At 42.9% G+C, this 26,459-nt stretch carries 22 protein-coding genes, 1 tRNA gene, 8 pseudogenes and 1 riboswitch; of the genes and pseudogenes, 15 read left to right on the top strand and 16 right to left on the bottom strand.

The genetic code is table 11. The features are described 5' to 3' along the window. The first annotated feature begins 83 nt into the window (after positions 1 to 83). Positions 84 to 221, top strand: coding sequence for a hypothetical protein (locus NSS60_RS11060; protein ID WP_192954434.1), 138 nt, complete (start codon positions 84 to 86; stop codon positions 219 to 221). Here the strand turns inward: NSS60_RS11060 and NSS60_RS11055 are convergent. The 3 genes from NSS60_RS11055 to NSS60_RS11045 all read right to left on the bottom strand — a co-directional run bounded on the left by NSS60_RS11055 (position 218) and on the right by NSS60_RS11045 (position 1,910). Beyond that, positions 218 to 895: a DUF421 domain-containing protein gene (locus NSS60_RS11055; protein ID WP_064214214.1), complete on the bottom strand. Its 678-nt coding sequence runs from the start codon at positions 893 to 895 to the stop codon at positions 218 to 220. The two genes, NSS60_RS11060 and NSS60_RS11055, sit on opposite strands and share 4 nt — an antisense overlap. Before the next feature lie 66 nt (positions 896 to 961). Continuing rightward, the gene (locus NSS60_RS11050; protein WP_004891704.1) at positions 962 to 1,393 is read right to left on the bottom strand and encodes a GNAT family N-acetyltransferase; all 432 of its coding nucleotides are present in this window, start codon (positions 1,391 to 1,393) and stop codon (positions 962 to 964) included. A gap of 4 nt (positions 1,394 to 1,397) precedes the next feature. After that, positions 1,398 to 1,910 carry a YjcG family protein gene (locus NSS60_RS11045; protein WP_004891703.1) on the bottom strand — a complete coding sequence of 171 codons (513 nt, stop codon included), beginning with the start codon at positions 1,908 to 1,910 and terminating at the stop codon, positions 1,398 to 1,400. A 193-nt stretch (positions 1,911 to 2,103) separates the two neighbouring features. On the opposite strand from NSS60_RS11045, the gene NSS60_RS11040 reads away from it, so the two are divergent. Next, positions 2,104 to 2,619, top strand: a complete 516-nt coding sequence (locus tag NSS60_RS11040) for a phosphatidylglycerophosphatase A family protein (RefSeq protein WP_003395314.1) — start codon at positions 2,104 to 2,106, stop codon at positions 2,617 to 2,619. 103 nt (positions 2,620 to 2,722) lie between these two features. Here NSS60_RS11040 and mscL read toward each other — a convergent pair whose 3' ends face one another. The 4 genes and pseudogenes from mscL to NSS60_RS11020 form a co-directional block, all read right to left on the bottom strand. Beyond that, a complete protein-coding gene (gene mscL, locus NSS60_RS11035; RefSeq protein ID WP_340720852.1) occupies positions 2,723 to 3,118 on the bottom strand; it encodes a large conductance mechanosensitive channel protein MscL in 396 nt (131 codons plus the stop codon). Between the two features lie 13 nt (positions 3,119 to 3,131). Next, positions 3,132 to 3,308 (bottom strand): annotated as a pseudogene (locus NSS60_RS11030) (dioxygenase); the annotation flags it as partial. Between the two features lie 53 nt (positions 3,309 to 3,361). Continuing rightward, positions 3,362 to 4,642, bottom strand: a complete 1,281-nt coding sequence (iscB, locus tag NSS60_RS11025; protein ID WP_340720851.1) for an RNA-guided endonuclease IscB — start codon at positions 4,640 to 4,642, stop codon at positions 3,362 to 3,364. A gap of 236 nt (positions 4,643 to 4,878) precedes the next feature. Further along, a pseudogene (locus NSS60_RS11020) lies at positions 4,879 to 5,091 on the bottom strand (extradiol ring-cleavage dioxygenase); the annotation flags it as partial. A gap of 852 nt (positions 5,092 to 5,943) precedes the next feature. Beyond that, positions 5,944 to 6,051, top strand: a riboswitch (SAM riboswitch). Positions 6,052 to 6,113: 62 nt separating this feature from the next. Here NSS60_RS11020 and NSS60_RS11015 point away from each other — a divergent pair. After that, on the top strand, positions 6,114 to 7,217 hold the full coding sequence (locus tag NSS60_RS11015) for a methionine biosynthesis PLP-dependent protein (RefSeq protein WP_004891692.1): 1,104 nt from the start codon (positions 6,114 to 6,116) through the stop codon (positions 7,215 to 7,217). A 4-nt stretch (positions 7,218 to 7,221) separates the two neighbouring features. Then, positions 7,222 to 8,361 (top strand): cystathionine beta-lyase, encoded by a 1,140-nt coding sequence (gene metC, locus NSS60_RS11010; RefSeq protein WP_004891689.1) that lies wholly within the window; start codon positions 7,222 to 7,224, stop codon positions 8,359 to 8,361. Positions 8,362 to 8,381: 20 nt separating this feature from the next. Here the strand turns inward: metC and NSS60_RS11005 are convergent, their stop codons facing one another. Continuing rightward, the gene (locus NSS60_RS11005; RefSeq protein WP_128356832.1) at positions 8,382 to 8,918 is read right to left on the bottom strand and encodes an HD domain-containing protein; all 537 of its coding nucleotides are present in this window, start codon (positions 8,916 to 8,918) and stop codon (positions 8,382 to 8,384) included. A gap of 193 nt (positions 8,919 to 9,111) precedes the next feature. Here NSS60_RS11005 and NSS60_RS11000 point away from each other — a divergent pair. Then, positions 9,112 to 9,184: transfer RNA gene (locus tag NSS60_RS11000), tRNA-Val, on the top strand. Between the two features lie 18 nt (positions 9,185 to 9,202). Beyond that, the gene (locus tag NSS60_RS10995) at positions 9,203 to 9,967 is read left to right on the top strand and encodes an Rpn family recombination-promoting nuclease/putative transposase (protein WP_064220971.1); all 765 of its coding nucleotides are present in this window, start codon (positions 9,203 to 9,205) and stop codon (positions 9,965 to 9,967) included. A 333-nt stretch (positions 9,968 to 10,300) separates the two neighbouring features. Here NSS60_RS10995 and NSS60_RS10990 read toward each other — a convergent pair. The 4 genes and pseudogenes from NSS60_RS10990 to NSS60_RS10975 all read right to left on the bottom strand — a co-directional run. Further along, positions 10,301 to 11,389, bottom strand: a pseudogene (locus NSS60_RS10990) (IS701 family transposase); the annotation flags it as partial. Between the two features lie 240 nt (positions 11,390 to 11,629). Next, positions 11,630 to 13,204 carry a multicopper oxidase family protein gene (locus tag NSS60_RS10985; RefSeq protein ID WP_340720850.1) on the bottom strand — a complete coding sequence of 525 codons (1,575 nt, stop codon included), beginning with the start codon at positions 13,202 to 13,204 and terminating at the stop codon, positions 11,630 to 11,632. 149 nt (positions 13,205 to 13,353) lie between these two features. Then, positions 13,354 to 14,227 (bottom strand): annotated as a pseudogene (locus tag NSS60_RS10980) (C39 family peptidase). A gap of 183 nt (positions 14,228 to 14,410) precedes the next feature. Next, positions 14,411 to 14,649: pseudogene (locus tag NSS60_RS10975) on the bottom strand (IS982 family transposase); the annotation flags it as partial. A 145-nt stretch (positions 14,650 to 14,794) separates the two neighbouring features. Between NSS60_RS10975 and asnB the strand changes: the two are divergent. The 5 genes from asnB (at position 14,795) to NSS60_RS10950 (ending at position 20,980) form a co-directional block, all read left to right on the top strand. Beyond that, positions 14,795 to 16,693, top strand: a complete 1,899-nt coding sequence (asnB, locus tag NSS60_RS10970) for an asparagine synthase (glutamine-hydrolyzing) (protein ID WP_004891673.1) — start codon at positions 14,795 to 14,797, stop codon at positions 16,691 to 16,693. Between the two features lie 351 nt (positions 16,694 to 17,044). Beyond that, positions 17,045 to 18,394, top strand: coding sequence for an ISLre2 family transposase (locus tag NSS60_RS10965; RefSeq protein WP_340720849.1), 1,350 nt, complete (start codon positions 17,045 to 17,047; stop codon positions 18,392 to 18,394). 244 nt (positions 18,395 to 18,638) lie between these two features. Further along, positions 18,639 to 18,890 carry a FeoA family protein gene (locus NSS60_RS10960; protein ID WP_004891660.1) on the top strand — a complete coding sequence of 84 codons (252 nt, stop codon included), beginning with the start codon at positions 18,639 to 18,641 and terminating at the stop codon, positions 18,888 to 18,890. Then, positions 18,883 to 19,617 carry a FeoB small GTPase domain-containing protein gene (locus tag NSS60_RS10955; RefSeq protein ID WP_004891658.1) on the top strand — a complete coding sequence of 245 codons (735 nt, stop codon included), beginning with the start codon at positions 18,883 to 18,885 and terminating at the stop codon, positions 19,615 to 19,617. Before NSS60_RS10960 ends, NSS60_RS10955 begins: the two co-directional genes overlap by 8 nt. A gap of 7 nt (positions 19,618 to 19,624) precedes the next feature. Beyond that, a complete protein-coding gene (locus NSS60_RS10950; RefSeq protein ID WP_413432305.1) occupies positions 19,625 to 20,980 on the top strand; it encodes a nucleoside recognition domain-containing protein in 1,356 nt (451 codons plus the stop codon). Between the two features lie 44 nt (positions 20,981 to 21,024). Here the strand turns inward: NSS60_RS10950 and NSS60_RS10945 are convergent, their stop codons facing one another. Together NSS60_RS10945 and NSS60_RS10940 are read right to left on the bottom strand one after the other, a co-directional pair. Next, complete coding sequence (locus NSS60_RS10945) at positions 21,025 to 21,642, bottom strand: histidine phosphatase family protein (RefSeq protein WP_004891652.1); 618 nt, start codon at positions 21,640 to 21,642, stop codon at positions 21,025 to 21,027. Positions 21,643 to 21,681: 39 nt separating this feature from the next. Then, positions 21,682 to 21,960, bottom strand: a pseudogene (locus NSS60_RS10940) (EAL domain-containing protein); the annotation flags it as partial. 482 nt (positions 21,961 to 22,442) lie between these two features. On the opposite strand from NSS60_RS10940, the gene NSS60_RS10935 reads away from it, so the two are divergent. From NSS60_RS10935 to NSS60_RS10925, 3 genes are all read left to right on the top strand, one after another. Continuing rightward, positions 22,443 to 23,348 (top strand): Rpn family recombination-promoting nuclease/putative transposase, encoded by a 906-nt coding sequence (locus tag NSS60_RS10935; protein WP_004891643.1) that lies wholly within the window; start codon positions 22,443 to 22,445, stop codon positions 23,346 to 23,348. Between the two features lie 402 nt (positions 23,349 to 23,750). Then, positions 23,751 to 24,068 (top strand): hypothetical protein, encoded by a 318-nt coding sequence (locus tag NSS60_RS10930; protein ID WP_013146668.1) that lies wholly within the window; start codon positions 23,751 to 23,753, stop codon positions 24,066 to 24,068. Next, positions 24,047 to 24,262, top strand: coding sequence for a DUF7667 family protein (locus tag NSS60_RS10925; RefSeq protein WP_230456207.1), 216 nt, complete (start codon positions 24,047 to 24,049; stop codon positions 24,260 to 24,262). Before NSS60_RS10930 ends, NSS60_RS10925 begins: the two co-directional genes overlap by 22 nt. 377 nt (positions 24,263 to 24,639) lie before the next feature. Here the strand turns inward: NSS60_RS10925 and NSS60_RS10920 are convergent. Beyond that, positions 24,640 to 25,191 (bottom strand): annotated as a pseudogene (locus tag NSS60_RS10920) (MFS transporter); the annotation flags it as partial. Positions 25,192 to 25,233: 42 nt separating this feature from the next. Here NSS60_RS10920 and NSS60_RS10915 point away from each other — a divergent pair. After that, positions 25,234 to 25,766: pseudogene (locus NSS60_RS10915) on the top strand (IS256 family transposase); the annotation flags it as partial. A 295-nt stretch (positions 25,767 to 26,061) separates the two neighbouring features. Here the strand turns inward: NSS60_RS10915 and NSS60_RS10910 are convergent. Further along, positions 26,062 to 26,217, bottom strand: coding sequence for a hypothetical protein (locus NSS60_RS10910; RefSeq protein WP_155116435.1), 156 nt, complete (start codon positions 26,215 to 26,217; stop codon positions 26,062 to 26,064). Between the last annotated feature and the right edge of the window lie 242 nt (positions 26,218 to 26,459).

Below are 26,459 nucleotides of genomic sequence, written 5' to 3'. Positions count from 1 at the left end.
ACGTCTATGTTAACAAAACATACAATAAGAGAAAAGGAGTTTTTTGTTGGTTGGCGAATATATAAACAAAGGAGGCGATTTGTATGCACATCCCACCGATTCGTTCAAACCCGCTTCATATTCCGCGCGTCACAAACATACAACGAGCAACAAACGAGAAAAAACAAGAAACGTCCCAAAAGAAAAAACGACCTCAAGATCGTTCTTTAAAAAAGCGTTAGTATGATTGTACGTGCATGCCTTTGCCGTCTTGCCATTCGGCGTATAAAATGTCGCTATAGTTTTCAAAGCCCGCATGGCGCATATGTTTTTTCAGCCATTGTTCGTCCCAGCCGTTTTCACGTAAATTGTCCCAAATGACTTCCCCGTCGATAATGACCGTCACAGGCAATACCGCTTCAGATGCAGATATGTTGTGGTCTTGGCGCGTCGGTTGTTCGTATGGGGCTTTTTTCATGACGCTTACGGTTCCGTCTGTTTCTAAAATGGCGTATTCGACTTCGCGAATGGAAAAGACGTTGCGAGAGCGAAGTAAATGTTGCAGTTGGTTTAAATCAAGCTTCGTTTTTTTCAATGCGTCATATAAAATTTTTCCTTTTGAAATGACGATCACCGGTTTTCCTTCTAGCAGTTCCCTCAGCTCTTTTTTCTTTTGCGTAATCATTTCAGTTGCGTAAATTAAAAGTCCCCAAAGAGCGATTGCGAACAATACTTGCGCAAGTCCGACATTTACATCGTATAGTCCATTTCCGACAAGCTCTCCGAGAACGAGGGCGGAAATGAAGTCAAATGGTGTAATTTGCGTAATTTGTGTCCGTCCGAGTATTTTCGCCATAATAAACAAGGTGATATAACCGACAATGAGTTCGACCGCAATTTGTCCAAATTCGTTCATCACGATATCCTTTCTTCTGTCGCTTTTTTTGTTAGTATGCCAAGGGAAAAAGAAAACATGCGACCGTTATGATCGCATGTTGATTGCTTTGACCATTGTCACATGTGGAATGCCAGCGTCAAGGAAGACGCCTGATACGGTTTCATAGCCGAGTTGTTTGTAAAACGGTTCGGCGCGTGTTTGGGCGTTTAGCTTCACTTTCGTCACGTGCTGTTTCGCGTATTGTTCGATCGCTTCCATGATGCGTTTGCCAAGGCCGCGTCCGCGATAAGAAGGGAGGACGCAAATGCGTTCAATTTTACCGACGTCGTCAATCGTTCGGAAGCGTCCTGCCGCAATCGGTTTGTCATCGTCGTATAGTACGAAATGAATGGACGTTTGTTCAAATGCGTCAATTTCTTCCTCTTCCGATACCCCTTGTTCGTCAATAAAAACGGCGCGGCGAACGATCAGGGCGTCGCGCCAAAGCGTTTCCTCTTGTCCGTATTTGACGTACATATGATTATTCCTTTCCGAGATGAAATGTTTCGTATGTCGACCAAGATCCGTTGTCAAGCTGATATAACAGATGGAAGCGGTCGACTTGTTCTTCAAAATGGATGGACTGCATGTTAAAGCGTCCGAATACGTCGGAATATTCGTCGTTTGATAAATCGCATGCGATCGTAATGTGCGGTACGAACGCATAGTCCGTTTGTTCGATAAACGGTGGACGATGTAATTTTTCATGTAGTTTGATGAGCGGCTCTGTTTTTTCCACTTTTAAATAAATGACATTGTTGACTGGATAAAACGAACTAAATTTCGTGACGCGCAACGTGAATGGCTCTGTTTCGCGCGCGACGTTGCGAAGTTGTTGAACGAGCTCATTGAGCTTGTCCTCTTCCACCTCAAACGCATACTTTAACGTGATATGCGGTGGGATTAAGGCGTAGTGAGAGTCGTACCGTTTACGATACGAATTTGCAAAATCTTGAATTTTTTTTGATGGAAAAATCGCGATACCACATTTCATGCGATTTCCTCCTTTCGTCATTATATTTATATATTATAACAAATTTTCGGAAAATACTGTTCCATTTCAATAACTTTTTTTAACTCTTGCATGTTCTCCCATCCTTTTACGACGTTGTTCTTTTTTATCGTATCACATTTCTGCATTTTTTGTCGTTGCGTGATATAATGATAGAACGAGAGGAGGATGAGGAATGAAGCGTGTGACAAGTAAAGAAGTGTACGAAAGAACGTTGCAGTTATTAACAGAACGTGGGGTAACGATTCCAGCCATTGCTGAGATTGTATATGAAATGCAAAGTCCTTACAACAAAGAGCTAACGATGGCAGAATGTATCGAAAGCGTCGAAAAAGTGCTACAAAAACGCGAGGTGCAACATGCGATTTTAGTTGGCATCGAGCTTGATAAACTAGCAGAGCAAGGCATGCTGTCCGAACCGCTTCAGACGATTGTTGAAACGGACGAAGGACTGTTTGGCGTCGATGAAACGTTGGCGCTCGGCGCAGTGCTCGGATACGGAAGCATCGCGGTGACAACGTTTGGTCATCTCGATAAAAATAAAGTCGGGATCATTAAGCAGCTTGATACGAAACGTGGCAAAGGCGTGCATACGTTTTTAGACGATTTAGTCGCAAGCGTTGCCGCAAGCGCCTCTGGTCGCCTTGCGCACAACTTGCGCGACGAGGAAGAAGCTGCGTTGAATGCGTAAAAAAAGCCGTAAATCCGCATGGGTTTACGGTTTTTTTTACGGAGAAAATGTGAAATATAAACGGCTTGCTTATTATGCGAATGAAGCCCCCAAACTTTGAGGGCTACGGTGTTTCTTTTTGCTGTTTTAACAAATCGCGAATTTCTGTGAGTAGTTGTTGTTCTTTTGTCATCGTTGGTGCGGTTTGTTTCGTTTCTTCTTGTTTTTTCATTCGCTCGTGCAAGTTGTTTAAAAGTTTGACAAATAGAAAAATCGAAAAGGCGATAACTAAAAAGTCAACGACGGTTTGAAGAAACGCCCCGTATTTCACTTCCGCTTCGCCGACTTTCCAAGATAACTCGCTAAAATCAATGCCGCCTAAAATAAGACCAACGAGCGGCATAATGATGTCGTTGACGAGAGAAGAAACGATTTTCCCGAACGCCCCGCCGATAATGACCCCGACAGCTAAGTCGATGACGTTGCCCCGTACTGCGAATTTTTTAAATTCTTGCCACATCCGAACCCCTCCTTTAAAACGATACAGCCATTAAACTTAAGCTTCCGTACTCGTATGCTCGAAATAAGACGCGTGGAGCTTCTTTGCGGTCGCCTGCTCCGTAAGCGATCCAGTACGGTGCTAAATGTTCTGGTGTTGGGACAGCTTGTTTCGCATAAGGGGCTTTTTCTTCATAGTGAAACACATCTTCACGAAACTTACGCAAGGAAGCCCCTGCCTTTAGGCACGGGGAGGAATTGCACCTTACGCAAGTTCCGCCACCCCCTTTCCATAAGCATATCCGTCAAATCGCTGAATGACTTGGACATATCTATAATTTATTCCTTGTGCGATACGCTTTCCGTCCTTGCCTTTAATATCGAAACTTCCAGTCTTTCTACATGCGACTTCGCCAAACCAAACGCCTTGATATTTCCCTCTTGGGACAACAGCCTTAACCATGTCCCCTGTTTGGAAGCCAAAGAAGAATTTTTGTCTTGCAAGATAACCTCTTGGGAAGCCATATCTATCTAGGTTTGTGCGTGAACGACTACCACGCCCTTTTGCCTTGATAAATAACACTTCTTTTGTTTTGAAATATAAGTGATTTGGTGTGCTTTCTCCCACGCAACAAGCGTCAAAATAGTGTGTTTTCGGCAAGTCTAAACGAATACGATTCATTTTCGTTCGTGCACCTGTTCCACACTCGACATCTAATCCTGTCTGCTTTAACACTTCATACGCTTTCCATCTTGTCGAGTTGATAGCACTTGCATCCTTTAATGATTCTTTGACTTGCTTTTGAATGTGCGGATACCCGAATTCTTCTGCTGTCTTACTTCCTTTGCGCTGATTACAGTCATGACAGGCAAGACATAGGTTATCCACTCGGTCTGTTCCACCTCTCGATTTTGGAATGATATGCTCCACTTCAAGTGGAACATTTTCTTTTCCGCAATAACAACACTTCCGCCCAAACTTTTCAAGCAAATACTCCCGTACTTCATATCCTTGTAGCGTGCCTTGTTGATACTCTACACCATTGATTTCAGGATTTCGCATGAGTTGCGTGTCGAATTTGGCATTTTCGTATGATATATGTCCAATGGGGCATAACTTTTTTAGACGGCTAACCCATGTTTGGATATTTTGCACACGACTCTCTAGTGATGGAGGCAACCATCCCTCCTTTCGCTTGCGGTTCAGAAAGCGTGGTTTTCTGTATCTTGTTTTTCGATTTCGTCTTGCTCGACGAAAAGCACGCCTTTTATCTATTCTTTCCTTGATGTCTGTGCGATGGTCAAGTTGCCCTAACCATACCACTTCTTGTCCTCGCAAAATCGCTAATCCTGTATGCCTGCTTCCATAGTCGATTTTTAGCCGATATGTTGCTTTAATTTCTGATTCGTCTACTGATTTTTTCAAGATGATGGTAAATGGAAATCGCCTGTAAATCGCCGCCTTCCCTTGTTTCAACAGCTTTCTTGCAACTGCTTCGTGACAAGGAGCAAGCGGACGTTTGTTTGTGTCTAACACAAAAACCATAGGGTTCTCCCCTTTCCTCTGCATAAAGCAGGTCATATTCTCCTCGACCATGTTATAGATGCTTGTTATGTGCAAGACACTAGCGCTACCCACCACGCTTGTTTAACCTTGCACGACAGAGGAACGGGCTGGAGAAGCACCCGAACGTGTCATGACATCTATAACGTAGGCTCTGTTTCAAGCCTTGGTCTGGTCAACATGGGGCTTACAAGCCCATGACCTTAGTCATTGGGTTGTTGACGTGGGAAGCCGGAAAAGTCATAAATCATCTCATACGTTCCGTCAATCGACGAAACGGTCGGTTGACGCGTCGTCCAATGTGCAGTGAAGACGACGATAGCTTTTGGATGCATCTGTTTTCCGAGCGTTGTTAAAAACGATGCATATGAGCTATCTTCAATCGCTAACATCGGTGATCCATGCGCAAGAAATAAAGCAGGTGCTTTCATTATCTCACTCCTTTTTTTAATGTACCATATATATTTCTGATTTGTCGATTTTTGCATCCGAGGCGCATGGTCGGGCAGTTGTGCATAACATGACGATGAATGTGATTAATCATGAAAAAGAGGTGAGAACATGTATTATTACATTATCTCTTTTTATGATTTTGTTCTATTAGTAATTGGATAATGTGTTCGTTTTGTTTAATTTGTATATCGCTATTTTTTTTTAGCTGGTAAGCACATTTCAAAAGAAAAAATAGTGAAAATGCAAAAATAATAATGGCTACAAGTGAAAAGTATCCCATTGCTCTCCGTCCTTAGTAATTAGTTACTTTGTCATAATTCATGCTTTCCGATAAAATAAAGGGCTCAACGATAAAGGTTATTTCTTTCCCAAATTCATTGACGATACTCATCTCGTGTTTTTCTTGATTAGACAAATCGAACTGAACGACAATCTCTTTTTCGTTTTCTGTTTCTTCTGTAATAATTATAATTTAAGATATATTTTACATGATTTATAGTCAAAAATTCTATATAATTCACATTATTGTAAAAAATAAGGTTTGTCATATTCCTATATAAGGAGGTATGCGTTCCGTTATATCAGATAAGACTTATTTGTTGTTTTTTATATAAAAAAGGGGTTCATCATCACAACATGTGCTTGACAAGCGATATGCTCTCCTAGACAAGGATTTGCAAAAATCATTGACTCACTGATTTTTCCTTACAAGCGCGAGGGGGGCATGTTGCGAAAAAATCAAGCACAACTTTTAGTGAAGAAAACAGTTGCAATTTTGTTGTAAATGATGTACATTAGTTAAAAATCAGAAAATTCAATACCGTTTTACGTTCTTATCAAGAGAAGGGGAGGGACTGGCCCGATGAACCTTCAGCAACCAGCCGAAAGCGGTCAGGTGCTAAATCCAGCGAATTGGCGTTCAATTCGGAAGATAAGAAGAAGCGACTGTAAAAGCCTTCTTCTTTGAAGGCTTTTATTTTTTTAGAAAGGAAGAGAGCGAATGAGTCATGTGGAAACGATATTAGCGCAAATTGGCAATCGAAGCGAGACGGTGACAGGGACGGTCAATCCGCCTGTCTATTTTTCAACAGCGTATCGGCATGAAGGGATCGGACAGTCGACAGGGTACGATTACATTCGAACCGGCAACCCGACGAGACGTATTGTCGAGGAGGCGATTGCGCAGTTAGAAGAAGGGGATCAAGGGTTTGCGTGTAGCTCAGGTATGGCAGCGATTCAAACGGTGTTTGCTCTGTTTGAAAGCGGCGACCATTTTCTCGTTTCCGCCGACTTATATGGCGGAACGTATCGGCTATTTGAAAAAGGGTGGAAGAAATACGGTTTGTCGTTTACATACGTCGATTTTCGCGATCTCGATGCGGTAAAGGCGCATGTGACTGAAAAAACGAAAGCGATTTTTTTAGAAACGCCGACAAATCCACTTATGCAAGAGGCGGATATTGAAGCGGTGGCAACGTTCGCGAAGCAATATGGGCTTCTTCTTATCGTCGATAATACGTTTTATACCCCTGTGTTACAAAAGCCATTAACGAAAGGAGCTGATATCGTCATTCATAGCGCGACAAAATATTTAGGCGGACATAACGATGTGCTAGCCGGGCTCATTGTCGCCAAAGGAAAAGAGCTGTGCGAGCAACTCGCGATGTATCATAACGCGATCGGGGCGGTGTTATCACCGTTTGATTCATGGCTGTTAATTCGCGGCATGAAGACGCTTGCGCTGCGCATGCGCCAGCACGAACAAAACGCAAAGGCGATATATAAATTTTTAGTCGAACATGAAGATGTGACGGACGTATTGTATCCGGGGAGAGGCGGCATGTTGTCGTTTCGCGTGCGCGATGAAAAATGGGTGAATACCTTTTTACAAAGTTTAAAACTGATTACGTTTGCGGAAAGTTTAGGCGGTGTCGAAAGTTTTATTACGTATCCCGCAACGCAAACGCATATGGATATTCCAGAGGATATTCGCATCGCAAACGGGGTGTGTAATCGTTTGTTACGTTTTTCGGTCGGCATTGAACATGCGGACGATTTAATTGCCGATTTAACTCAAGCGTTTCAACGCATGAAAGAGGTGTAAAAGGATGGATTTACAAACGCAACTTGTTCATAATAAATGGCGAATTGATGCGCAAACAGGGGCAGTTAGCGTCCCGATTCATCATGCATCGACGTTTCATCAGTTTGATTTTGATACGTTTGGCAAGTACGATTATAGCCGTTCTGGCAACCCGACACGCGAGGCGCTTGAGGAAACGATTGCGGAACTGGAGGGGGGCGTCAGCGGTTTTGCGTTCGCATCGGGCATGGCTGCCATTTCAACAGCATTTTTATTGTTGTCAAAAGGAGATCACGTATTAATTACCGATGATGTGTATGGTGGAACGTATCGCATCATCACGGACGTATTGAGCCGATTTGGCATCGAACATACGTTTGTCGATATGACTGATTTAGATGCGGTAGCGCGTCACATTCGCCCGAACACGAAAGTCATTTATATGGAAACGCCATCGAATCCGCTTTTGAAAATTACGGATATTCGTGGGGTTGTGAAGCTTGCGAAAGCGCACGGTTGTTTGACGTTTTTAGATAATACGTTTGCGACCCCTTTGTTGCAGCGTCCGCTTGATCTCGGCGTCGATGTCGTTTTGCATAGCGCGACGAAATTTTTAGCTGGCCATAGCGACGTTGTAGCCGGGCTGGCGGTTGTAAAAGACGAGCGTCTCGCAAAACAGCTGCGCAAACTGCAATATTCGTTCGGGGCGGTGCTTGGCGTGCAAGATGCGTGGCTCGTGTTGCGCGGGTTAAAAACGCTTCACGTTCGGTTAGATTATGCTTCACGTTCGGCGTTGCAGCTGGCGCAGTTTCTCCATCATCATCCGAAAGTTGCGCACGTATATTATCCTGGGCTTTCTTTTCATGAAGGACACGATATTCATCGCGATCAAGCGCGCGGATTTGGTGCGGTGCTGTCGTTTGAATTGGAGGACGAACAAGCGGTGCGGACGTTTGTGAAACATGCGCGCATCCCTGTGTTTGCGGTCAGTTTAGGAGCGGTCGAGTCGATTTTATCGTATCCGGCGAAAATGTCGCACGCAGCGATGCCGAAAGCGGAGCGCCATCGCCGCGGCATTACGGACGGCTTGTTGCGCTTAAGTGTTGGATTAGAGGCGACCGATGATTTGCTTGCTGATGTGGAACAGGCGTTATCATATGTATAGGCTAGGAACATCGCCTAGCCTTAGCTAATTTGGTCGAGCGCGTCACGCTTCATTTGCTGTTCGACCATGCGATCAAGTTGTTGAATTTTTTTCAAGGCGAGTTTGTCATCGATTTGGCGATAATGATGTTTGCCACCCGGTTCTTCATCTGCTTCATCGGCGAGCTTCACGATCGTTTGGAGCGGCTTTCGTTTTAATTCTCCTTCTGGAAGATACGAATCGGTATGAAGCAAAATGGCGAGGGCGATTTCTTTGGCGTGTTGAGGATGTTCACCGAGTCGAATAAGCAGTTTATGTGCTCGCTCCGCCCCTTTAATCGCATGAATGTCGTTTTGTTTATATGTTTCATAGTCCCATGTTCCATTAGAGTACCATTCATAATGCCCGATATCATGAAGCAATGCGGCTTTTGTTGCTAAATCAACATTCACTCCATATTGCAAGGCAAGGCGATACGCATGATATGCGGTCGCAATGGCGTGCGCGACGCCTGAACGTTTTAAATATTTTTGGGTGATGGGGTGAAGGAAGATGTCAGTTAATGTGACACGTCTCATAGCTCACCATCCCTTTCAAATGTTTTTCTAATTATCATATCATGTCTTTTTTAAAGAAGGCAATATCTATTTTTACAGAAAAGAAAAAACAGACGAAAGACGTCATGACGAAAAAATTTTTTAAAAAAAGTATTTGACAAACTAGGGAACGATACGTATAATGAAAAATGTGTTCGATAACACAACAACATACGATTCCGTAGCTCAGCTGGGAGAGCGCCACCTTGACAGGGTGGAGGTCGCTGGTTCGAGCCCAGTCGGAATCATCGCAAACCCCGAGTTCGATGAAAGAGCTCGGGGTTTTTTGTTGTTTCTCCCCTGTAGTGGCAGGGGAGAAGTATCGCGTTGATTTGCTTGTGGAAACGAAGCTGAGAGGGGAGGATAGCTTAATTATCGTTCATATCGAAAATCAAAGCTACGTTCAATCGTCGTTTTCCGAACGGATGTTTATTTATTTTAGCCGTTTGTTTGAAAAGTACCGTAAAAACATTGTACCAATTGCTGTATTTAGCTACGATACGATCCGCGACGAGCCATCGACATTTACCCTCCAATTTCCTTTTGGCCACGTGCTTGACTTTCGTTTTTTTACTGTCGAATTGCGCAAACAAAACTGGCGCAACTACATCCGCCAAGACAACCCGATCGCCGCTGCACTACTAAGTAAAATGGGGTATACTGAAAGTGAACGGGTAGAATTGAAAAAACAATTTTTACGCATGCTTGTCCGAATGGAATTAGACGAAGCGAAACAACGGTTATTGTTTGGCTTTTTTGAAACATATGTGAAACTATCAGATGAAGAAGAACGAAGACTGCGAAGCGAGGTGAATGAAATGGAGACGAAAGAAAAAGAACAAGTGATGGAATTGATTATTTCTTATGAACAAAAGGCGTTAGAAAAAGGAAGAGAAGAAGGGGTGAAGCAAGGAATAAAGCAAGGAATGAAGCGTCTTGTACAAACGATGGCGAAAAAAGGGATGAGTGTAAAAGACATTGCGAACGTCACGGACCTTTCGGAAGAAGAAGTGGAGCGGTTGTTGGAGTAGGGGGGACTGTCGTCGACCTTTTTGGAGACGGCAGTTTTTTGTTTTACAATGAGTGGGTGCCAATATGATGTTCGTTTGCCGTTTAACACGCTTTCTTCTAACGTTGCAAATTATCACGAATATTTCTTAAGATGTTCTCATTTTGTTGTCATTGTGCGTGTGTCCGTAAGTATGAGTGTGATAAAAATTTTCATTGACAAACATTTAAAAATCATCAATCCTTCTAAATAAGAGCGTCATTAGTACTATCGTTTATAGTGAAGAAGGGATTGGATTGAAAATAGCTAAGGTACTGTAGTTGAGCAATTTTAATCACAATAATTACCATGTAATCTTGCGCAGGAGATCGAGCCCATCCGAAACATCACTGTTCGAATCGAACATGCTGTACACGTAAGCAAGCTGCACCAAGATCCAGTAGCGTTTCACCGCCCGACGCCCGCGAACGCGGTATCCATCGAGTTTCAGCTGGTCTTTCGCTTGACGGAAAAAACATTCGATCGACCAACGTGCAGCATAGTAGCGCAAGATCTCTTCATCGCTTAGCTCGCGATCGGTGCTCAACACGCAATGAAGATGTTCCGATGTCATCGATTGATCGGCTTTCCATGCGAGCAGCACCACGGCATCATCGAGACCTTTGAGAGAGCCTTCGTAGCGATAAACCCGATAACGCTCTTCTCCCACCGTGACGAGGTGAGTGTCTTTCGGTTCGATGTAGCGGGCAAACTCCCTCACCTGAACCGCAATGCCTTTTGGATAAAGAAGCCGATTGGCCTTGAGCATTGCGATGACGTGGAATCCCTTTTTCAGACAAGCTTCCACGAGCGTTTGCGATGGATACCAAGAGTCCATCAGCACATAAACAGGACGGTGTACATCCAAAGAAGAAAGCATCTCGATCGCGAGTTCCCCCTTGCTTTTCCCAGCCGCCTTGTCGTAGAGGCGGAACGCAAAGGGAAAAGCCTGGGTCATCGCATGAACCATGAGCCAAACGAGAGAATGTCCCCAGATCGACTTTTTCTCTGTGTGAGAATAGTGCCAATCACACCCTTGAATGGCGTGCGTTGCCCGTGACGAGGGCTTCGTTTTTTGGCAAATCGTATCATCGATCGAAACAAAAATGGGTTGATTCTCTCGTTTCGAGCTGCGTTCGACACGATGAAGCACCCACTGTTGGAGTTTGCGAAGCAGCGTCTCTTCCTCCCATGGGCTTTTCGTGAAAAAATGGCTCAGTGTCGTGCGATGGTTCGGATGAAAACTCCCATGATGTAGATCGGTCAGCGTTCCCGAAAAGCCCTTTGTAATCATCGCATCCACGATATGAACGAGATGCTTCATGACAGGTTTTGAAAAATAAAGTGCCAACCCCAACATCGTGAAAAACTTGTGAATTCCTTGATGATGTGCTAATCTATTCATGAGACATGAACCTCCTTGTGGATAGTTGTGGCACATCTATTCTAATCAAGGAATCGGGTTCATGTCTCTTTTTTTGTTTGGTTGTAAATTTATGTTAGCGAATTTGCTCATCTACAGTTCATTATTATTTTTTTCTAACTAAAAAAAATAAACTGGAAATAAAAACAAAAAAATAAGAGGCTGTCTCAAAAGGGTGTTAACCTTTTGAACTCAGCCTCTTTTATTTACTACGATAAGCTGTTATTCCCCTTTATTCGTTGTGTCATTCGGATCTGGGGTATAGTCCGATTTGTAATCGGTATATTTTACTTCTGTGACCATTCCGGCTGAAGCATGGTGCAAGTCATGGCAATGGAACATCCAATTTCCCGGATTATCCGCTTTAAACGCGACGACATATTCTTCACCAGGGTTTACATTTAAGGAATCCTTTATCAATGGAGAGCCTGTGACCGGCTTGCCGTTTTTGCTTAATACTTGGAAGAAATGTCCGTGTAAATGCATCGGATGTACATCTTTTGGTGAATTGTTCACTATTTTTACTTTTACTAAATCTCCTGTCTTCACATTGACAGGTGCTGTTTCAGGATACGTTTTCCCATTAATCGTGAAGACCATGCCATCTTTGCCCATGGCTGTTCCTAAATCCATTGTGTACTCTACATCATATTTTTGGTCTAGTGTAAATTGACCTACTTCATATTTTCTGTATGTTGTCATATCCACAACAGGGAGATTTTCTTTTGCGTTCGCTTTGTCCGTATTGTTTGTCTGGTCTTCGTATTGAATTTTCACTTTCATGCCATCGGTACCTTCCATATCACCATGACATTCTAATAACCATTCACCCGGGTTATTCGCGATAAATTCAATATCATAACGTTCACCCGGAGCAATACTTAAAAGTTCATCTTTGATTGGTTGCGGGTTCTTTAACGGTTGGCCGTCAGTTGCGACAATTTTAAACTCATGACCATGCAGGTGAAGCTTGTGGGACATGTACCCTGCGTTAATTAGGCGAAGTCGCACTTTTTCGCCTTTTTTCACTTTTAACGGTTTGACAGCAGCCCCGCTTTTTCCGTTAATCGTGAAAATATCGTACATATTCATATTATGTCCCATGCTGCTCATATCCATTTGTTGATTATCAGAGCTATTTCCATTATTCATATTACTATGATCCATTCCACTCATATCCATATTTCCTTCATCCGGATTGCTCATCCATTCATCTAACACAAGTGTATAATCTCGATCGACTTTTTCTTCATTTTTCGGTTCTACGATTAATGTACCGTATAATCCCTTGTCCACTTGCTCGGCGCTTTTTTGATGGGAATGATACCAATACGTTCCCGGCACGGTTGCTGTAAATTCATACGTAAACGTTTCACCCGGTTTAATGGCGTCCATCGTGACACCCGGTACTCCATCTTGGTTATTTGGAACAGGGTAGCCGTGCCAGTGAATCGTAGTCGGTTCTGGCAATTCATTTTTTAAAACAATTTTCACATTATCCCCTTGCTTTACGCGGATTTGCGCACCGGGTACCGATCCATTATACGTGTATACCGGGAGTTTGACTTTATCATTTATTTGTAATAATGCTTCCTTAGCAGTAAGATTAATCTCTTTACCGGATAAAACTTCTGTATTGGTTGCCAAAGGCAGTTTCTTACTGGAGTCCTGTGCGGTGTTTTCTTCCTTCATATTCATGTTGGACATGTCGTGTCCTTGCATCGAAGAATTATTTGAGCAAGCTGCACCAATCGCAACAACTCCTGCCAAAACAGTTCCTAACAATAATTTCTTCATCGCTTTCCCTCCATAAACTTGTGATGTAAGTCATAGTAACATCATCATAAAAAATAAATGTGCAAAATTTATGGGGAAAAATTATATTTTTTTCACACGAAGTAGTTCGAAGATTAAAATAAAAAAGATAAGCCACTACCTATAACCGGTTAATTGCGGTTATAGGTAATAGCTTGTTTGCCCATTTGTATCCAAGCTTGAATAAATTCAGACTTAGGTGCTTTTTTATTTTTCGTACCTGTCAATGGGTCATTAAAATAAATATATTTCTCATCATATCCGGTGATTAACACGGAATGCTCCCGGTATGTTATTTTTATAGGGCCTTGCGGGGTCTGCCATTCAATAAATTCAGACGGAGGAAGTATACGAAAGGTTGTGTTGGTAATAACCCAAACTGGGGTACCTTCAGACAAATACTTATATATTTCTTCAAATGATTGTCCTGTTAAATCAACGATTTGGTTTGGTAAATAAATCTCGGCTAATTCTTTTATAGGTTTATGATAGACACCATATCCCGGTTTCTTTATTGTATACATGTCACCAACAAACCCTTCATTTGGATGTCCATAAAATACTTTTCCATTATGTATTCGATAAGGGGTTGGATTTTTCTTTATTTGCTTCGCTAGTGTCATCTTGTCTACATTGATTCCCGCGTGATTCAAAAGCATTGCCAGACTTGTTACCTCGCACCCCCCTTGGTAGTTCTGGGAGTTGCGAGAAAAGGGGGGCATCAATGAGAGCTGATTTAACCGGGATTTGTTCTTTTGAATGTCTAGATGATGGATTTCTCGCTTCAACTTTATTTTTATATGATGTTTTCTGTACTAGATTGTTTATAGCGTCGACCATATTTTCAGAATTTACATAATGGAAAAATAGAGTTAAAAACAATAGGAAAAAAGCGATATAGGATCCTATTGCTAGTTTATATAACTTCTCATTGGTTGGCTTTCGTAAAAGAAAAATAGAAAGTGAAACAATCATAAAGGCTAAAAAAAGTATAATCCCTAACATGATAGTTGCAACTCCTTTGTTAAACTTGCTGTTTTTATATTATCGACTACATATGCAGAAACAATGGAGATGATTCTTATCATGTAATTATGTAACAATTATGTAACAATCTCAAAAAATCCATAATTTCTCCACATTTTATTGTTTTAATATGTTAGAGGAATGAAAATATCGCAAGCAGGTCAAGTTCCCAGTCACAAAGCGATGCCATGCATGTTCGGAAGAGAAGCCAAGCAGCTTTCCTAAAAGATGTAAAAGATGAATAGCAATGATCACCGTATCTTCTTGTTTCACCAAATGACGATTGCGACGTTGAAGATAGCATTGAATTTGTGACAGCTGGGCAGAAACAAAAAGAAAATGACTGCATATTGTTTTTGAATCTTTGCTTGATCTGTAGTAAAATGAAAGTGCTCTTGCATAGGGATTCTCCTTTCGAATGTTGGATCGCCCTTTCATTCTACAGGAGATCCACAAGCAAGGGCTATTTTTATGCTTACTCGATTTTATCTAGCACCACGGGTTCTATAAAATTTAAATTTAATAAAGTGGGGGAATAACAACATAATGTGCGGTTTTATTGGTTGTATTCATGATCATCCAAGAATCATTGATGAAAAATGGAAAGAAACGTTTCAAGAAATGAATGATATCATTACTCATCGTGGTCCTGACGATGGTGGTTATTTTTTTGATGAATATGTGAATTTTGGATTTCGACGTTTGAGTATTATCGATCTTGAGACAGGGCACCAGCCATTGTCCTATGAAAATGAACGATATTGGATCATATTTAATGGGGAAATCTACAACTATGTGGAATTGCGAGAAGAATTGCTTGCAAAGGGATATAAATTTACTACTCATTCCGATACAGAAGTCATTATTGCTCTTTATAGTGCTGAAAAAGAAAAAGCTGTAGAAAAGCTTCGAGGTATGTTTGCTTTCGTCATCTGGGACAAACAAGAGAGAACGATTTTTGCGGCACGTGACCCGTTTGGCATAAAACCATTTTTCTATATGGAACAGGGCGACCGTACGTTTTTTGCTTCCGAGAAGAAAAGTATTTTGCTAGCTCTTAAAAATGATTTATTAGACTATGATTCACTGCAGCATTATTTAACATTCCAATATGTACCTGAACCAATGACGATGTCTGTTGGTATTAAAAAGTTAGAACCGGGTCATTATATTAAGAAAAAAATCGGTGAAAAATTAACCATTCATCGCTATTGGAAAGCCCAATTCCAACCTATCATCAAATCAGAAGATGAACTTGTCAAAGAAATTCGCAACGCGCTGTTCGATTCCGTGCAAGTGCATATGCGCAGCGATGTGCCGGTAGGTTCGTTTTTATCAGGAGGAATTGATTCATCCTTCATTGCAGCAATTGCTAAACAATTCAATCCTAATATCAAGACATTTTCTGTCGGCTTTGAGCGGGAAGGCTTTAGTGAAATTGATGTGGCAAAAGAAACAGCGGAAAAGCTGGGCGTTGAGAATATTAGCTATGTCATTTCACCAGAGGAATATATGGCGGAATTACCGAAAGTTATGTGGCATATGGATGATCCACTTGCCGATCCTGCGGCAGTACCGCTTTATTTTGTTGCCCGGGAAGCAAGAAAGCATGTAACGGTCGTTCTTTCCGGTGAGGGAGCTGACGAGTTATTTGGCGGTTACAACATTTATCGTGAGCCACAGTCATTGGAACTTTTTGAGCGAATGCCAAGTACGGTTAAATCAGCTTTGAGAGTGATTGCATGGCTACTCCCGGAAGGAATAAAAGGAAAAAGCTTTATTGAGCGCGGTACAACACCAATGGAAGAACGATATATCGGCAATGCGAAAATGTATAGCGAGACAGAAAAACAAGAACTGCTAAAAGGATATAAGAGGGGATTAGAATATATATATATTACAGCTCCTTTTTATAGAGAAACAACTCATTATCCTCCTGTAAACCGGATGCAATATATTGATATTCATACATGGCTGCGAGGCGATATTTTATTAAAAGCCGACAAAATGACGATGGCCCATTCATTAGAGTTAAGGGTTCCATTTTTAGATAAAAAGGTATTTGAAGTAGCCGCCAAAATTGCTCCGGAAATGAAAACGACAAACAAAACGACGAAATATATTCTACGAAAAGCAGCAAAAGGAATTGTTCCAGATCATGTTTTAAATCGCAAAAAATTAGGATTTCCGGTGCCAATTCGTCATTGGTTAAAAAATGAAATGCATGATTGGGCGAAAAACATTATAAAAGAAAGCGAAACCGATCATTTATTTAATAAAGATGTATTGTATCGTTTACTAGACGAACATTGCAAAAATAAAGCAGACCATAGCCGAAAAATCTGGACCGTCCTTGCTTTTATGATTTGGCATCAAGTATACATGGAAAAGAAATACGATTTTACAAATATATATAGAAAAGACAAGCTGTCGCTATTAATCTAATTTGACTGATTTTCGTTGCCTGTCTTCTATTGTCGGCCTCCAATCTTGCAAAAACTCCGGGGGATTGACGACAAATGTACCAATCCATAAAGATGATGGACTAAACTTAACCCCAGCTATGTTCAGATAGCTGGGGTTTCGTATATTTGGGCATATGAGACGAGACATGATGTTCTTATCCATTGTTGTCAAGTATGAGTAAAATGTTTGTGGGAGAAAAAAAGACAGGTTCCTGATTTGGTATAATAAGGAACCTGTCAGATATGTAAGCAAAATAGATGAAAAACGGGCTCTCCTCCTGGTAAGGTAGTAAGTGAGAAAAAAATACAACCAAAGAAAGGAGTGGAGCCCATGCAGGATTATATCACAAACGGCTTGACATTAAAAGAGATCGAACAGTCTTTATTTAGACATATGCAAAAACAATATGGTCATCTCCTTCAACAGGTGTTGGAGGAGATCGACCGCACATTGGCAGAACAGCGGGACAAGAAACGATATGCGCTCAAAGATAAGCGGACGATCCGACTCCAAACGCTATTTGGAGAGGTGGAAGTGAAGCGAAACTACTACTTTGACCGTGAAAAAAAGGTGTATACGTCTTTACTCGATGTCTTTCTTCAGTTCGATGGGGCGCATGGAGTGAGTCCGCTATTAGAGGAGACAGCGATTCATCTCGCCGTGACGGGTTCTTCGTATCGACAGGCTGCGCAGTCGCTTGAAAAGCTGGTGGGGTATGCATGTATGAGTCACGAAACGATTCGCCAGTCCATCATCGAGGCAGAGGTGGAAGGGCACCGTGCGATGGAGAAAAAAGGGCGCGTGTTTTTTATCGAAGCAGACGGGTTGTACGTGAAACGTCAACGAAGCCGCATCAAAGGAAAAGAAGAAAAGATCATCACGATTCACCAAGGATGGGAGAAAAACGGGAAACGCGTATCCTTAGTGAATCGACGGTATATGGTTCATCAAACGAATGAACCGATTTGGGAAGCTGTAGAGAATTTTCTGATGAAGGAATACAGCTATGATCCGTTTGAGGATTGGGTGGTCATCAATGGAGATGGAGCCCCATGGATTACAGCGTGTCGAGAATATTTCGGGGACAGGGGGTACTTTCAGCTTGATCGGTTCCATGTGGCAAGAGAGATTCGTCAATTGTTCCGAGGTCATGCGAGATATCGGGTGATTCGAAAGAAGTTAGCATCATGGGATGAAGAAGGTGTGTTACGAGAACTCACAAGTGCCATCGGTACGTTAGAACATGAGGAGAAGGAAAAGCAACTCGAGGCGCTTGTTCGTCGAATCGAGGAGATACCAGGATGTTTACGTGACTATCGCGTATGGTTGAAGGAAAAAGGGATTGACACGACAAACATGAGGGCGATGGGGAGTGCGGAAGCAACGATGCATGTGTTTGCGAAACGAAGTAAAAACGGTCGAAGTTGGAGGGATGCAGGGATTGAAGCGATGTTGCGAGCGATCGTCGCGATAAAAGATACGTTACTCATTCGGACACGCGATGGAGTGATGTATGGCGTGGAAGAACGAGAAGAAACGAAACGAGAAACGATCGTGAAAAAGGCACTGAAGCGCGTGCAAACGCAAATGACAGAAGTGGTACGAGATAACATCCCATACCTTCGCCAATCTTCAGGGACACCGATTTACGAGGCATTGCAAGCATTGAAAGGTTTTTAAAACGAGAGAAAACGCACATACCTACAGGATGAGAGTAAGTAAAAGCGCTTACATATAACGATTTTATAAAACCATATATAACCAAAAAAATCGGTCGAGAAAAAAATCTCCCACAAAGTCTTGACTCAAACAAAACAAGCAAAATCGTTGACAAAATGACATTCGCTGAATAAAATAAGATTAAAAGTTGGTTTAGGGAAAAATTATAACCTCTGTACAAATTGTTAATAGGAGGGAAACTGTTATGACTCAAGCAAAACTCGAACGTTTATGTGATGCTCAACCAGGAGAACGTTTTCGTATCACAAAGATTAATATAGAAGGAACAATGAAGCGGAGACTGCTTGATTTAGGGTTTGTGCCCGGCTGTGAAGTAACAGTCTTGCAAAAAAGTCCGTTAGGTGACCCAACGGCTTATCGTGTCAGCCATACGACCATTGCTTTAAGAAAGGAAGAAAGTTCTAATATTTACGGGGAGAGGATCGGCAATGAATAATCGTGAATATACGATTGCACTCGCAGGAAATCCAAATACAGGAAAAAGTACGTTATTTAACGTGTTAACGGGCTTGCGGCAACATACAGGAAACTGGCCGGGGAAAACGGTCGTTCACGCCGAAGGCTTTTTCACCTATAAAGATGAACAATATCGAATCATCGATCTTCCCGGAACGTATTCGTTATACTCTAACTCCGTGGACGAAGAAGTGGCGCGGGATTTTATCATTTTTGCCAAGCCTGATGTTACGCTCGTCGTGTTGGATGCAACGGCGCTGGAGCGAAATTTGAATTTAGCGTTGCAAGTATTAGAAATGACCGACCGTGTCATCGTCTGCCTCAACTTAATGGACGAAGCGAAAAAGAAAGGAATTGTCATTGATATCGCTAAACTTTCCAAAAAACTAGGCGTTCCGGTTGTACCGCTTGCGGCGCGTAATAAAGAAGGCATCGAGGAATTGCTCGAAACAATCGTCCGGATGGTTCATGGGGAAATCAAAACAAAACCGATCGTTGTTTCATACAGTCGCGCGATCGAAGAAAAGATCACCAAACTTCTCCCGCTTGTTAAAGAAATTGTCGGGGAGGAATATCCGGCGCGCTGGGTTGCGCTTCGTTTATTAGACGGAGATACGTCATTGCTTCACGCCTTGCAGCATCAGCCGCATCATTTGTTAAAGGGGGTGCCGAACTATGCGTGCCACTGTTCCGCTAAATCCATTTGATGAATTGATGGATTATGCGAAAAGTTTATCGGACGGCGATACAAGGGAACAAATTGTTTCCGCTATTTTCCAAACATCAAGAGACATTTGCAAAGAAACTATTACGTACACAAAACGTGAAAAGCTGCATGAAACCGAAAAGCTCGATCGTATTTTTACTTCAAAAATCTGGGGATTCCCTATTATGCTCGCCATGCTTGCCGTCGTTATTTATATCACAATCGCTGGCGCAAACGTTCCTTCTTCGCTGCTCGCTGAATTTTTCGGATGGTTTGAAGGATATATAACGCTTGCTTTTGAGAAAATGCATGCCCCAGAGTGGCTGCACGGAATTCTCGTGCTAGGATTGTACCGTGGCACAACGTGGGTCGTGAGCGTCATGTTGCCGCCGATGGCGATTTTCTTCCCGATTTTTGCTTTGCTCGAAAACTACGGATATCTTCCACGCGTTGCTTTTAACATGGACCGGTTATTTAAAAAGTCAGGAGCGCACGGAAAGCAGTCGCTGACGATGGCGATGGGGTTCGGCTGCAACGCTGCGGCGATCATGTCCACAAGAATTATCGAGTCGCCACGTGAACGAATGCTGGCCATTTTAACGAACAACTTTGTCCCTTGCAACGGCAGATGGCCGACGTTAATTTTGCTTGCTTCATTATTTATGGCAGCTGGCTATACAGGTGGCTGGAAGACGTTGATGACAGCAAGTGTGGTCGTCGCGATGGTCGTATTTGGAATCGTCGTCACCCTCACCGTTTCCTGGGTGTTATCCAAAACCGCGTTACGCGGCATGCCGACCCATTATACGCTCGAACTTCCGCCATACCGGCGGCCAAAAATATGGGATACGATTGTTCGCTCCACATTGGATAAATCCATTTGCGTCTTAAAGCGGGCTGTAACAGTCGCTGCTCCAGCTGGCGTGTTGACATGGGTGTTAGCTAACATTCATATCGGTGATACAACAGTCCTTGCTTATGTCGCCCATTTGCTTGATCCGTTTGCCCGCCAGTTAGGACTCGACGGCTACATTTTGATGGCGTTCATTTTAGGGCTCCCTGCCAATGAAATTGTGCTTCCGATTTTATTGATGGGGTATTTATCGACAGGAGCGTTAACCGAAGTTGATGGGCTTCATTCTCTGAAACAAATTTTCCTCGACCACGGCTGGACATGGCTGACGGCGTTAAATATGATGCTGTTTTCGTTGCTTCACTATCCGTGCGGGACAACACTCATCAATATTTATAAAGAAACGAAAAGCAAAAAATGGACGTTTGTGGCGTTCGCACTTCCAACAGGTATTGCGATTGCCGTAACGTTTACAACCGCCCATATCGTACAGTGGCTAGGGCTCCTTTAATGAACATCCCGCTTCCTTAGTTAAAAGGCAAGCGGGATATTTTGTTATACCTCTTTCACTTCCTCTAAATGCGACACATCTGCTTCTACAAGCAACTCCAATCGCCCGTCTTTCACTCGAACGGTTGTAAGACTCGCACCATGCATAAACGGCCGAGCCCAAAGTTCTTCCAGCGGGGCTTGTTTCAGACGAGTCACGATCGTTTTTAAGACAACTCCGTGCGTTACAATTACAATATTGCCGGAACGGTACTCATTGATGATGTCAGTTAATGCAGCAAACGCCCGATTTTGCACGTCACTAAATCGTTCCCCTCGCTTCGGGGCGTACAAGTGCGGCTCATTCCAAAAATGGTGAAACAAAATGGGGTCGAACCGCTGAATTTCGTCATGCGTTTTTCCTTCCCAATCCCCGAGATGGATTTCCCGCAATCTTTCCTCTTGATAAATCGGAATCAACCGCTCCCCACGGATGATCTTTGCTGTATCAAGCGCCCGTCCGCTTGTGCTCGCATAAATTGCTGTCAAATCGACTTCCTCTAACCTTTTCCTAAGCCGGCGCGCATCTTCCCTGCCTTTTTCCGTCAGCGGCGAATCTTGCCAACCTTGCATGCGCTTCTCTATATTCCACTCCGTTTCCCCATGTCTTGTCAAATATAGCATAAGCACGCTAGTCCCCCCTTGTAACATACCCTCTCACCATTACGTGTTAGAGGGCATGTTTGCTCGGTTATATTGCTCAAGCCATTGCTTTAACTTTTCCGCTTCGAGCGATTTGCTGAAATAAAAGCCTTGGGCAAAATCACAGTGCATTTGTTGAAGGAGAGATAATTGGTGATTCGTTTCGACCCCTTCTGCAAGTACTTGAATATCAAGGCTTTTCGCTAAATGAATAATCGTATCGACAATCGTTGCATCTTTTGAATTTTCAACAATCCCTTGAATAAAGCTGCGGTCAATTTTTAACATCGACACCGGCAAATAGGATCGGTGCCTGTCACCGCCCGAAGTATGTCGAAAAGCTCTGCGGAGAGAAATCTCTGCGGGGCTTTTCTTTTGTCTTCCCTTTCTTTGATTAAAAAGAAAAAAGGCAAAGCGACAATGGCTTTCCCCTGAAATGGATGTGGATGATATCTAGTCATCTGAGACTTTAATCAAAACTTCTTCTCTTTTCCGTTTTATTCGTTTCCAAAGATATGGTCCAGCGAAGAATAAACACTTTGTAACTATTCAGCCACATGATCAAGTGGGCTGAATTTAAACAGTTGGAATTTATTTTATCTTTTAATCACTCTCTCCCTTCAAAAATTAAATTTTCAACCTAAAAAACGGTTCATCCTCTCACTTTTTTACCCCATTTGTCATAAAAATTTTCCGCAAAATTCAATTTTCTACTTTTGCATTTCCCTTATTTCCCGATTTTAATCAAATTGTCCCTTATATTCTACGAAAGGATGATTTGTATGCAATACCTCGATTTAAAAATGGATTTTATGTTTAAACAACTGTTCGGCCACCCAAGTAGAAAGTCAATCACGATGGCGTTTTTAAATGCGTTGCTACATCGGACTGGAGATGATCGCATCATCGACGTACAGTTTGAAAACACCGAACTAACGAAAGAAACAGAAGACGGTAAGACTGGACGGTTAGATGTCATCGTTCGCACAAACCGCGGCGAGCGCATTCACGTTGAAATTCAAATCATCCCACAATACGGTATGCCCGAACGGCTATTGTATTACTGGGCAAGGTTGTTTTCATCTTCACTATCGAAAGGAGAACGGTACGACATCCTCCCTCCAACGATTATGATCGCCATCTTAAATTATCCCCTTTTCCCACATGAAACAGATCGCTTCCATACCGTTTTTCACATTCGTGAAGACGAAGAACAGTTTCTTTGGAGCCATCACCTTGAATTTCATGTACTCGACTTGTCACAATTTATGGTAAAATGGAAGAAATATCGGAGAGAAGTGAAACAGTCACCAGAATGGCCATGGCTAACGATGTTGTCGGCTGTCGATGGACGAACGAAAAAAATGGATGAAGAGATGTTTCGTGAATTGGAGGGAATAGCCATGACAGAACAAGACATTTTAGAAGCGCTAGAAGAATGGCAAAACTTAAGCGTCGACCCCGAAAACCGCTACGCATACGAAATGCGGCTGAAATGGCTCCTTGATCAACTCTCAAACATTCGCGGCAGTCGGGAAGAAGGATTGAAAAAAGGATTAGAACAAGGTCGAGAAGAAGGGAAAAATGAAACGATTCGAAAAATGGTCGAAAAAGGAATGAGTATAACAGACGTTGCCCATATTCTCGACATGACAGAGGAGGAAGTACGGGAGCGGTTGGGAGATTAGCGAACGGTGTCGGGTGCTGTTCAACTATGTTGTGTCCCTCTTTGTCCCACGTCAATGATGTTGCACAGGTGATTGGAGAGCGATCAGAAAATCGATTCGCTGTTCAAATACGTCCTAAATTAGCGAACGGTGCCAGGCACTGTTTAGCGAACAGTGCCAGGCACTGTTCGTAAGGACTACGGCAGTAAAAAGGTAGCAGATACTATCAGGGAATATGCCGATAATATTGCTGATACCTTGCGGACCATAGCTTCTTGGAAAGACCTTTCTATCCAAATCATTCAAGATCAAGTTAGCGGGGCGTTATATGATCTGGGAGTACCACTGAGTACAGCGAGACAGGTTGGTTGGGTCATTTCAAAATTCGTAGACTGGGTATTACTATAGTACAAGGAGGGTGCTATGAACGAGGAAAGAATCAAGGATCTTGAAGCAAAATTGAGTCTAGCCACCGACGCAATTACGTTACTCTTAGATATGGTGAACAAGGAGCACAAAAGCTTTGCGATTCTGGCCTTAGCCACTGGCTTTACTGCCGACGAGTTGGAACGCCTGGAAAAGCTGTTTTATCACGCTGGCAAATCACAGTGGGACAAGGACACATTTGTGGCAGAGTTCGAGAAGCAGCTTCCCAAAAGAAGTGCAATGTTGAGAAGCATTTTGGAAGGGCTAAAGTCAGATGGAAAGTTCGTATCGTTATGCGAGAAGTATTTGGATTGACAGAAAAAACCCGCCCATGTCGAGGCGGGTTTATTTTTCTTCAAAACATCCAAATCTTCACCAAACGATTCTGTCAATGTCAAGAGAGTATGGAGATCGCGAAACTCAAAAACCTGTCGCTACTGGCCAGCATGACCGGCGACGTTGAGTGGCAGCATGAGTTGTGCGCGAGGCTGGAGAAGTTGTCGGGATGAAAAAGGAGCCCTTCTCGCTTGATATTATCCCTCTAGTGTAGACAGTTGGGAAAATGCCCATACTGTCATGAAAAACACTGGAGGGATTTGTTTATGTTCGAGACCAAGCAAACACCGAAAGGGAAGACCACCTATTCCGTGGAGTTTAAATGGAGGGCTGTCCAGATGTACATCGAAGAAGGATGGGGATATAAGCGGATATGCCAAGAGTTATAGGGATTCCCTGCACGAAAACGATCAGACTTTGGGTAAAACGTTATCATGAACATGGTCGAAAAGGGCTCGAAGAACGGCGCGGGACATCCAAGTCTCCATTCAAGGGAAGACCCCGAAAAAAAGAGTGCAGTTTAGAGGAAGAGAATCGAAGACTGAAAGCTGAGGCGGAGGCGCAAATAGATCGCATACAGCGCCGGAATCGCCGCCAGCCATAACGCCGTCCGCCAGCCGTAAGCTGGTATGACGAAATACGAGATGAGCGCTGCCAATAGCCAACCGCCAGCCCAAAAGCTCTCGAGCAGCACGACAGCCCGGCCGCGATCCTTAGCTGGCACCGCTTCTGAGACGAGCGTTGACGCGACCGGCAGCTCGCCGCCAAGTCCCATGCCGATCAAAAAGCGGAGCGCCAAAAACGCCGCCAACGTCGTCGTCAGCGCCGACAGCCCACTGCCAAGCGAGAACAGCAACAATGTGAAAATAAAAACGTTTTTCCGCCCGATCCGGTCCGCAAGCAATCCGAACACGAGCGCCCCGACCGCCATGCCGATCGAGTTGACGCTGCCGATCCAGCCGACTTGTTCGGCTGTCAAGTTCCAGTCTTTTTGCAAGGCGGCCATCAAAAACGACAACATGCCGACATCCATCGCGTCAAACAGCCAACCGAGATCGGCAATGCCTAACAGCTTGCGCTGGGAAATCATCGGTTGATTCATGTGTATCCCCCTGTCATCAATATGGTGCCAGGCACTGTTCGTAAGGAAGTGCTTTTAGGCGTATTTGATGGTCTTCCGGGGCTGGAGGAAGCCTTTCGGGCGGTTTATCCGAAAGCTGACGTACAGCGTTGTGTCGTTCACAAAGTCCGTAACACCCTCAGCCGTGTTCGGAAAAAAGACCAATTCGAAATGGCGGAGGATCTCAAACTGATTTATCGCGCACCGAATAAGGGGATGGCGTTACAGATGTTTCGACAGTTTGAATCGAAATGGTCGAGCAAGTACCCGAGAGAAGTGCAATCTTGGGCCAATGAGTTGAATGTCCTCCTCACCTTTATGAATTATCCAAACAGTATTCGAAGTGTAATTTACACGACGAATGCCATCGAACGAACGATCAAGGAGATTCGAAACGTCTAAAGCCGATGAACAGTTTGAGCAGTTTAGAAACCGCTGAAAAAGTCGTGTATTTGACCATTCAAGATTTTAATGAGAAATGGGCAGGGCGAAAGTTACGAGGATTTGCCGAAGCGCATGAAGCCCTCGAGCGAATGTTTGAAGAACGTTATCATTAACCAAATAATGCAAATGACAAAGTAAGGGGATGCTCCCTTTCCGCACAGGAGACAGAATATTCTGTCTCCTGTGCGGAGGAAACCGACTCCTTATCCATTCTAAATCCATTCAGAGATACCCTATCTATCTTACATTACACAAAATTCCTGACGGTACCTAGTTCGGTCAAGTCCTGATTATTGTGTAAAATTTCGCTCTCGTTCCAACGAATTTAGGCCTTGGGAAAATTAAACAGCTTTTTGGCGTTTCTTTTTACACAAAAACTCGGACTTCATCGAATTATCAATCAGAACTTTAATCTCTTTTGTTCTTTTCATTTAAAATTTTATCTATTTTTTCAGTTAATCTAGAGCTATCTATAGCTCTTCTAACTGCTGTTTCAATTATTACATATAAAATTAACCCTGAAAGAAGACACCAAAATATTAGTAACCCCAAAGATACTTTCACAATCTTCCCCCCAAAACAGATGTTTATCATATTATAACACATAGTTATATTTTTCCTCTTAATAAAACATATCCTACTTTTTGTCTATTTTATTTTAAATTTGGATCTTCATCGAAAGTTGTACTATTCTTTGGTTAAGAAATAGTAAACCTCATTATCTTTTTGCGGATAATGAGGTTTATTGTTTTTAGCTAATAGACTGTAGATGAGCAAATTTACTAACATAAATTTACAACCAAACA

The organism is Anoxybacillus sp. FSL W8-0382 (assembly GCF_038003845.1).
GTDB lineage: Bacteria > Bacillota > Bacilli > Bacillales > Anoxybacillaceae > Anoxybacillus > Anoxybacillus flavithermus_G.
The sequence above is the reverse complement of the archived record's forward strand: the minus strand, read 5'-3'. Positions and strand labels throughout refer to the sequence as shown.

Coding starts and splice junctions, on each gene's coding strand:
- metC (WP_004891689.1), top strand. CDS start 7,222: ATGGATTTACAAACGCAACTTGTTCATAATAAATGGCGAATTGATGCG.
- NSS60_RS10935 (WP_004891643.1), top strand. CDS start 22,443: ATGCAATACCTCGATTTAAAAATGGATTTTATGTTTAAACAACTGTTC.
- NSS60_RS10950 (WP_413432305.1), top strand. CDS start 19,625: ATGGATTATGCGAAAAGTTTATCGGACGGCGATACAAGGGAACAAATT.
- NSS60_RS11040 (WP_003395314.1), top strand. CDS start 2,104: ATGAAGCGTGTGACAAGTAAAGAAGTGTACGAAAGAACGTTGCAGTTA.
- NSS60_RS10965 (WP_340720849.1), top strand. CDS start 17,045: ATGCAGGATTATATCACAAACGGCTTGACATTAAAAGAGATCGAACAG.
- NSS60_RS11045 (WP_004891703.1), bottom strand. CDS start 1,910: ATGAAATGTGGTATCGCGATTTTTCCATCAAAAAAAATTCAAGATTTT.
- NSS60_RS10925 (WP_230456207.1), top strand. CDS start 24,047: ATGCGAGAAGTATTTGGATTGACAGAAAAAACCCGCCCATGTCGAGGC.
- NSS60_RS11060 (WP_192954434.1), top strand. CDS start 84: ATGCACATCCCACCGATTCGTTCAAACCCGCTTCATATTCCGCGCGTC.
- NSS60_RS11055 (WP_064214214.1), bottom strand. CDS start 895: ATGAACGAATTTGGACAAATTGCGGTCGAACTCATTGTCGGTTATATC.
- NSS60_RS10945 (WP_004891652.1), bottom strand. CDS start 21,642: ATGCTATATTTGACAAGACATGGGGAAACGGAGTGGAATATAGAGAAG.
- NSS60_RS10995 (WP_064220971.1), top strand. CDS start 9,203: ATGAAAGAGCTCGGGGTTTTTTGTTGTTTCTCCCCTGTAGTGGCAGGG.
- NSS60_RS10985 (WP_340720850.1), bottom strand. CDS start 13,204: ATGAAGAAATTATTGTTAGGAACTGTTTTGGCAGGAGTTGTTGCGATT.
- iscB (WP_340720851.1), bottom strand. CDS start 4,642: ATGGTTTTTGTGTTAGACACAAACAAACGTCCGCTTGCTCCTTGTCAC.
- mscL (WP_340720852.1), bottom strand. CDS start 3,118: ATGTGGCAAGAATTTAAAAAATTCGCAGTACGGGGCAACGTCATCGAC.
- NSS60_RS10930 (WP_013146668.1), top strand. CDS start 23,751: ATGAACGAGGAAAGAATCAAGGATCTTGAAGCAAAATTGAGTCTAGCC.
- NSS60_RS10955 (WP_004891658.1), top strand. CDS start 18,883: ATGAATAATCGTGAATATACGATTGCACTCGCAGGAAATCCAAATACA.
- NSS60_RS11005 (WP_128356832.1), bottom strand. CDS start 8,918: ATGAGACGTGTCACATTAACTGACATCTTCCTTCACCCCATCACCCAA.
- NSS60_RS11050 (WP_004891704.1), bottom strand. CDS start 1,393: ATGTACGTCAAATACGGACAAGAGGAAACGCTTTGGCGCGACGCCCTG.
- asnB (WP_004891673.1), top strand. CDS start 14,795: ATGTGCGGTTTTATTGGTTGTATTCATGATCATCCAAGAATCATTGAT.
- NSS60_RS11015 (WP_004891692.1), top strand. CDS start 6,114: ATGAGTCATGTGGAAACGATATTAGCGCAAATTGGCAATCGAAGCGAG.
- NSS60_RS10960 (WP_004891660.1), top strand. CDS start 18,639: ATGACTCAAGCAAAACTCGAACGTTTATGTGATGCTCAACCAGGAGAA.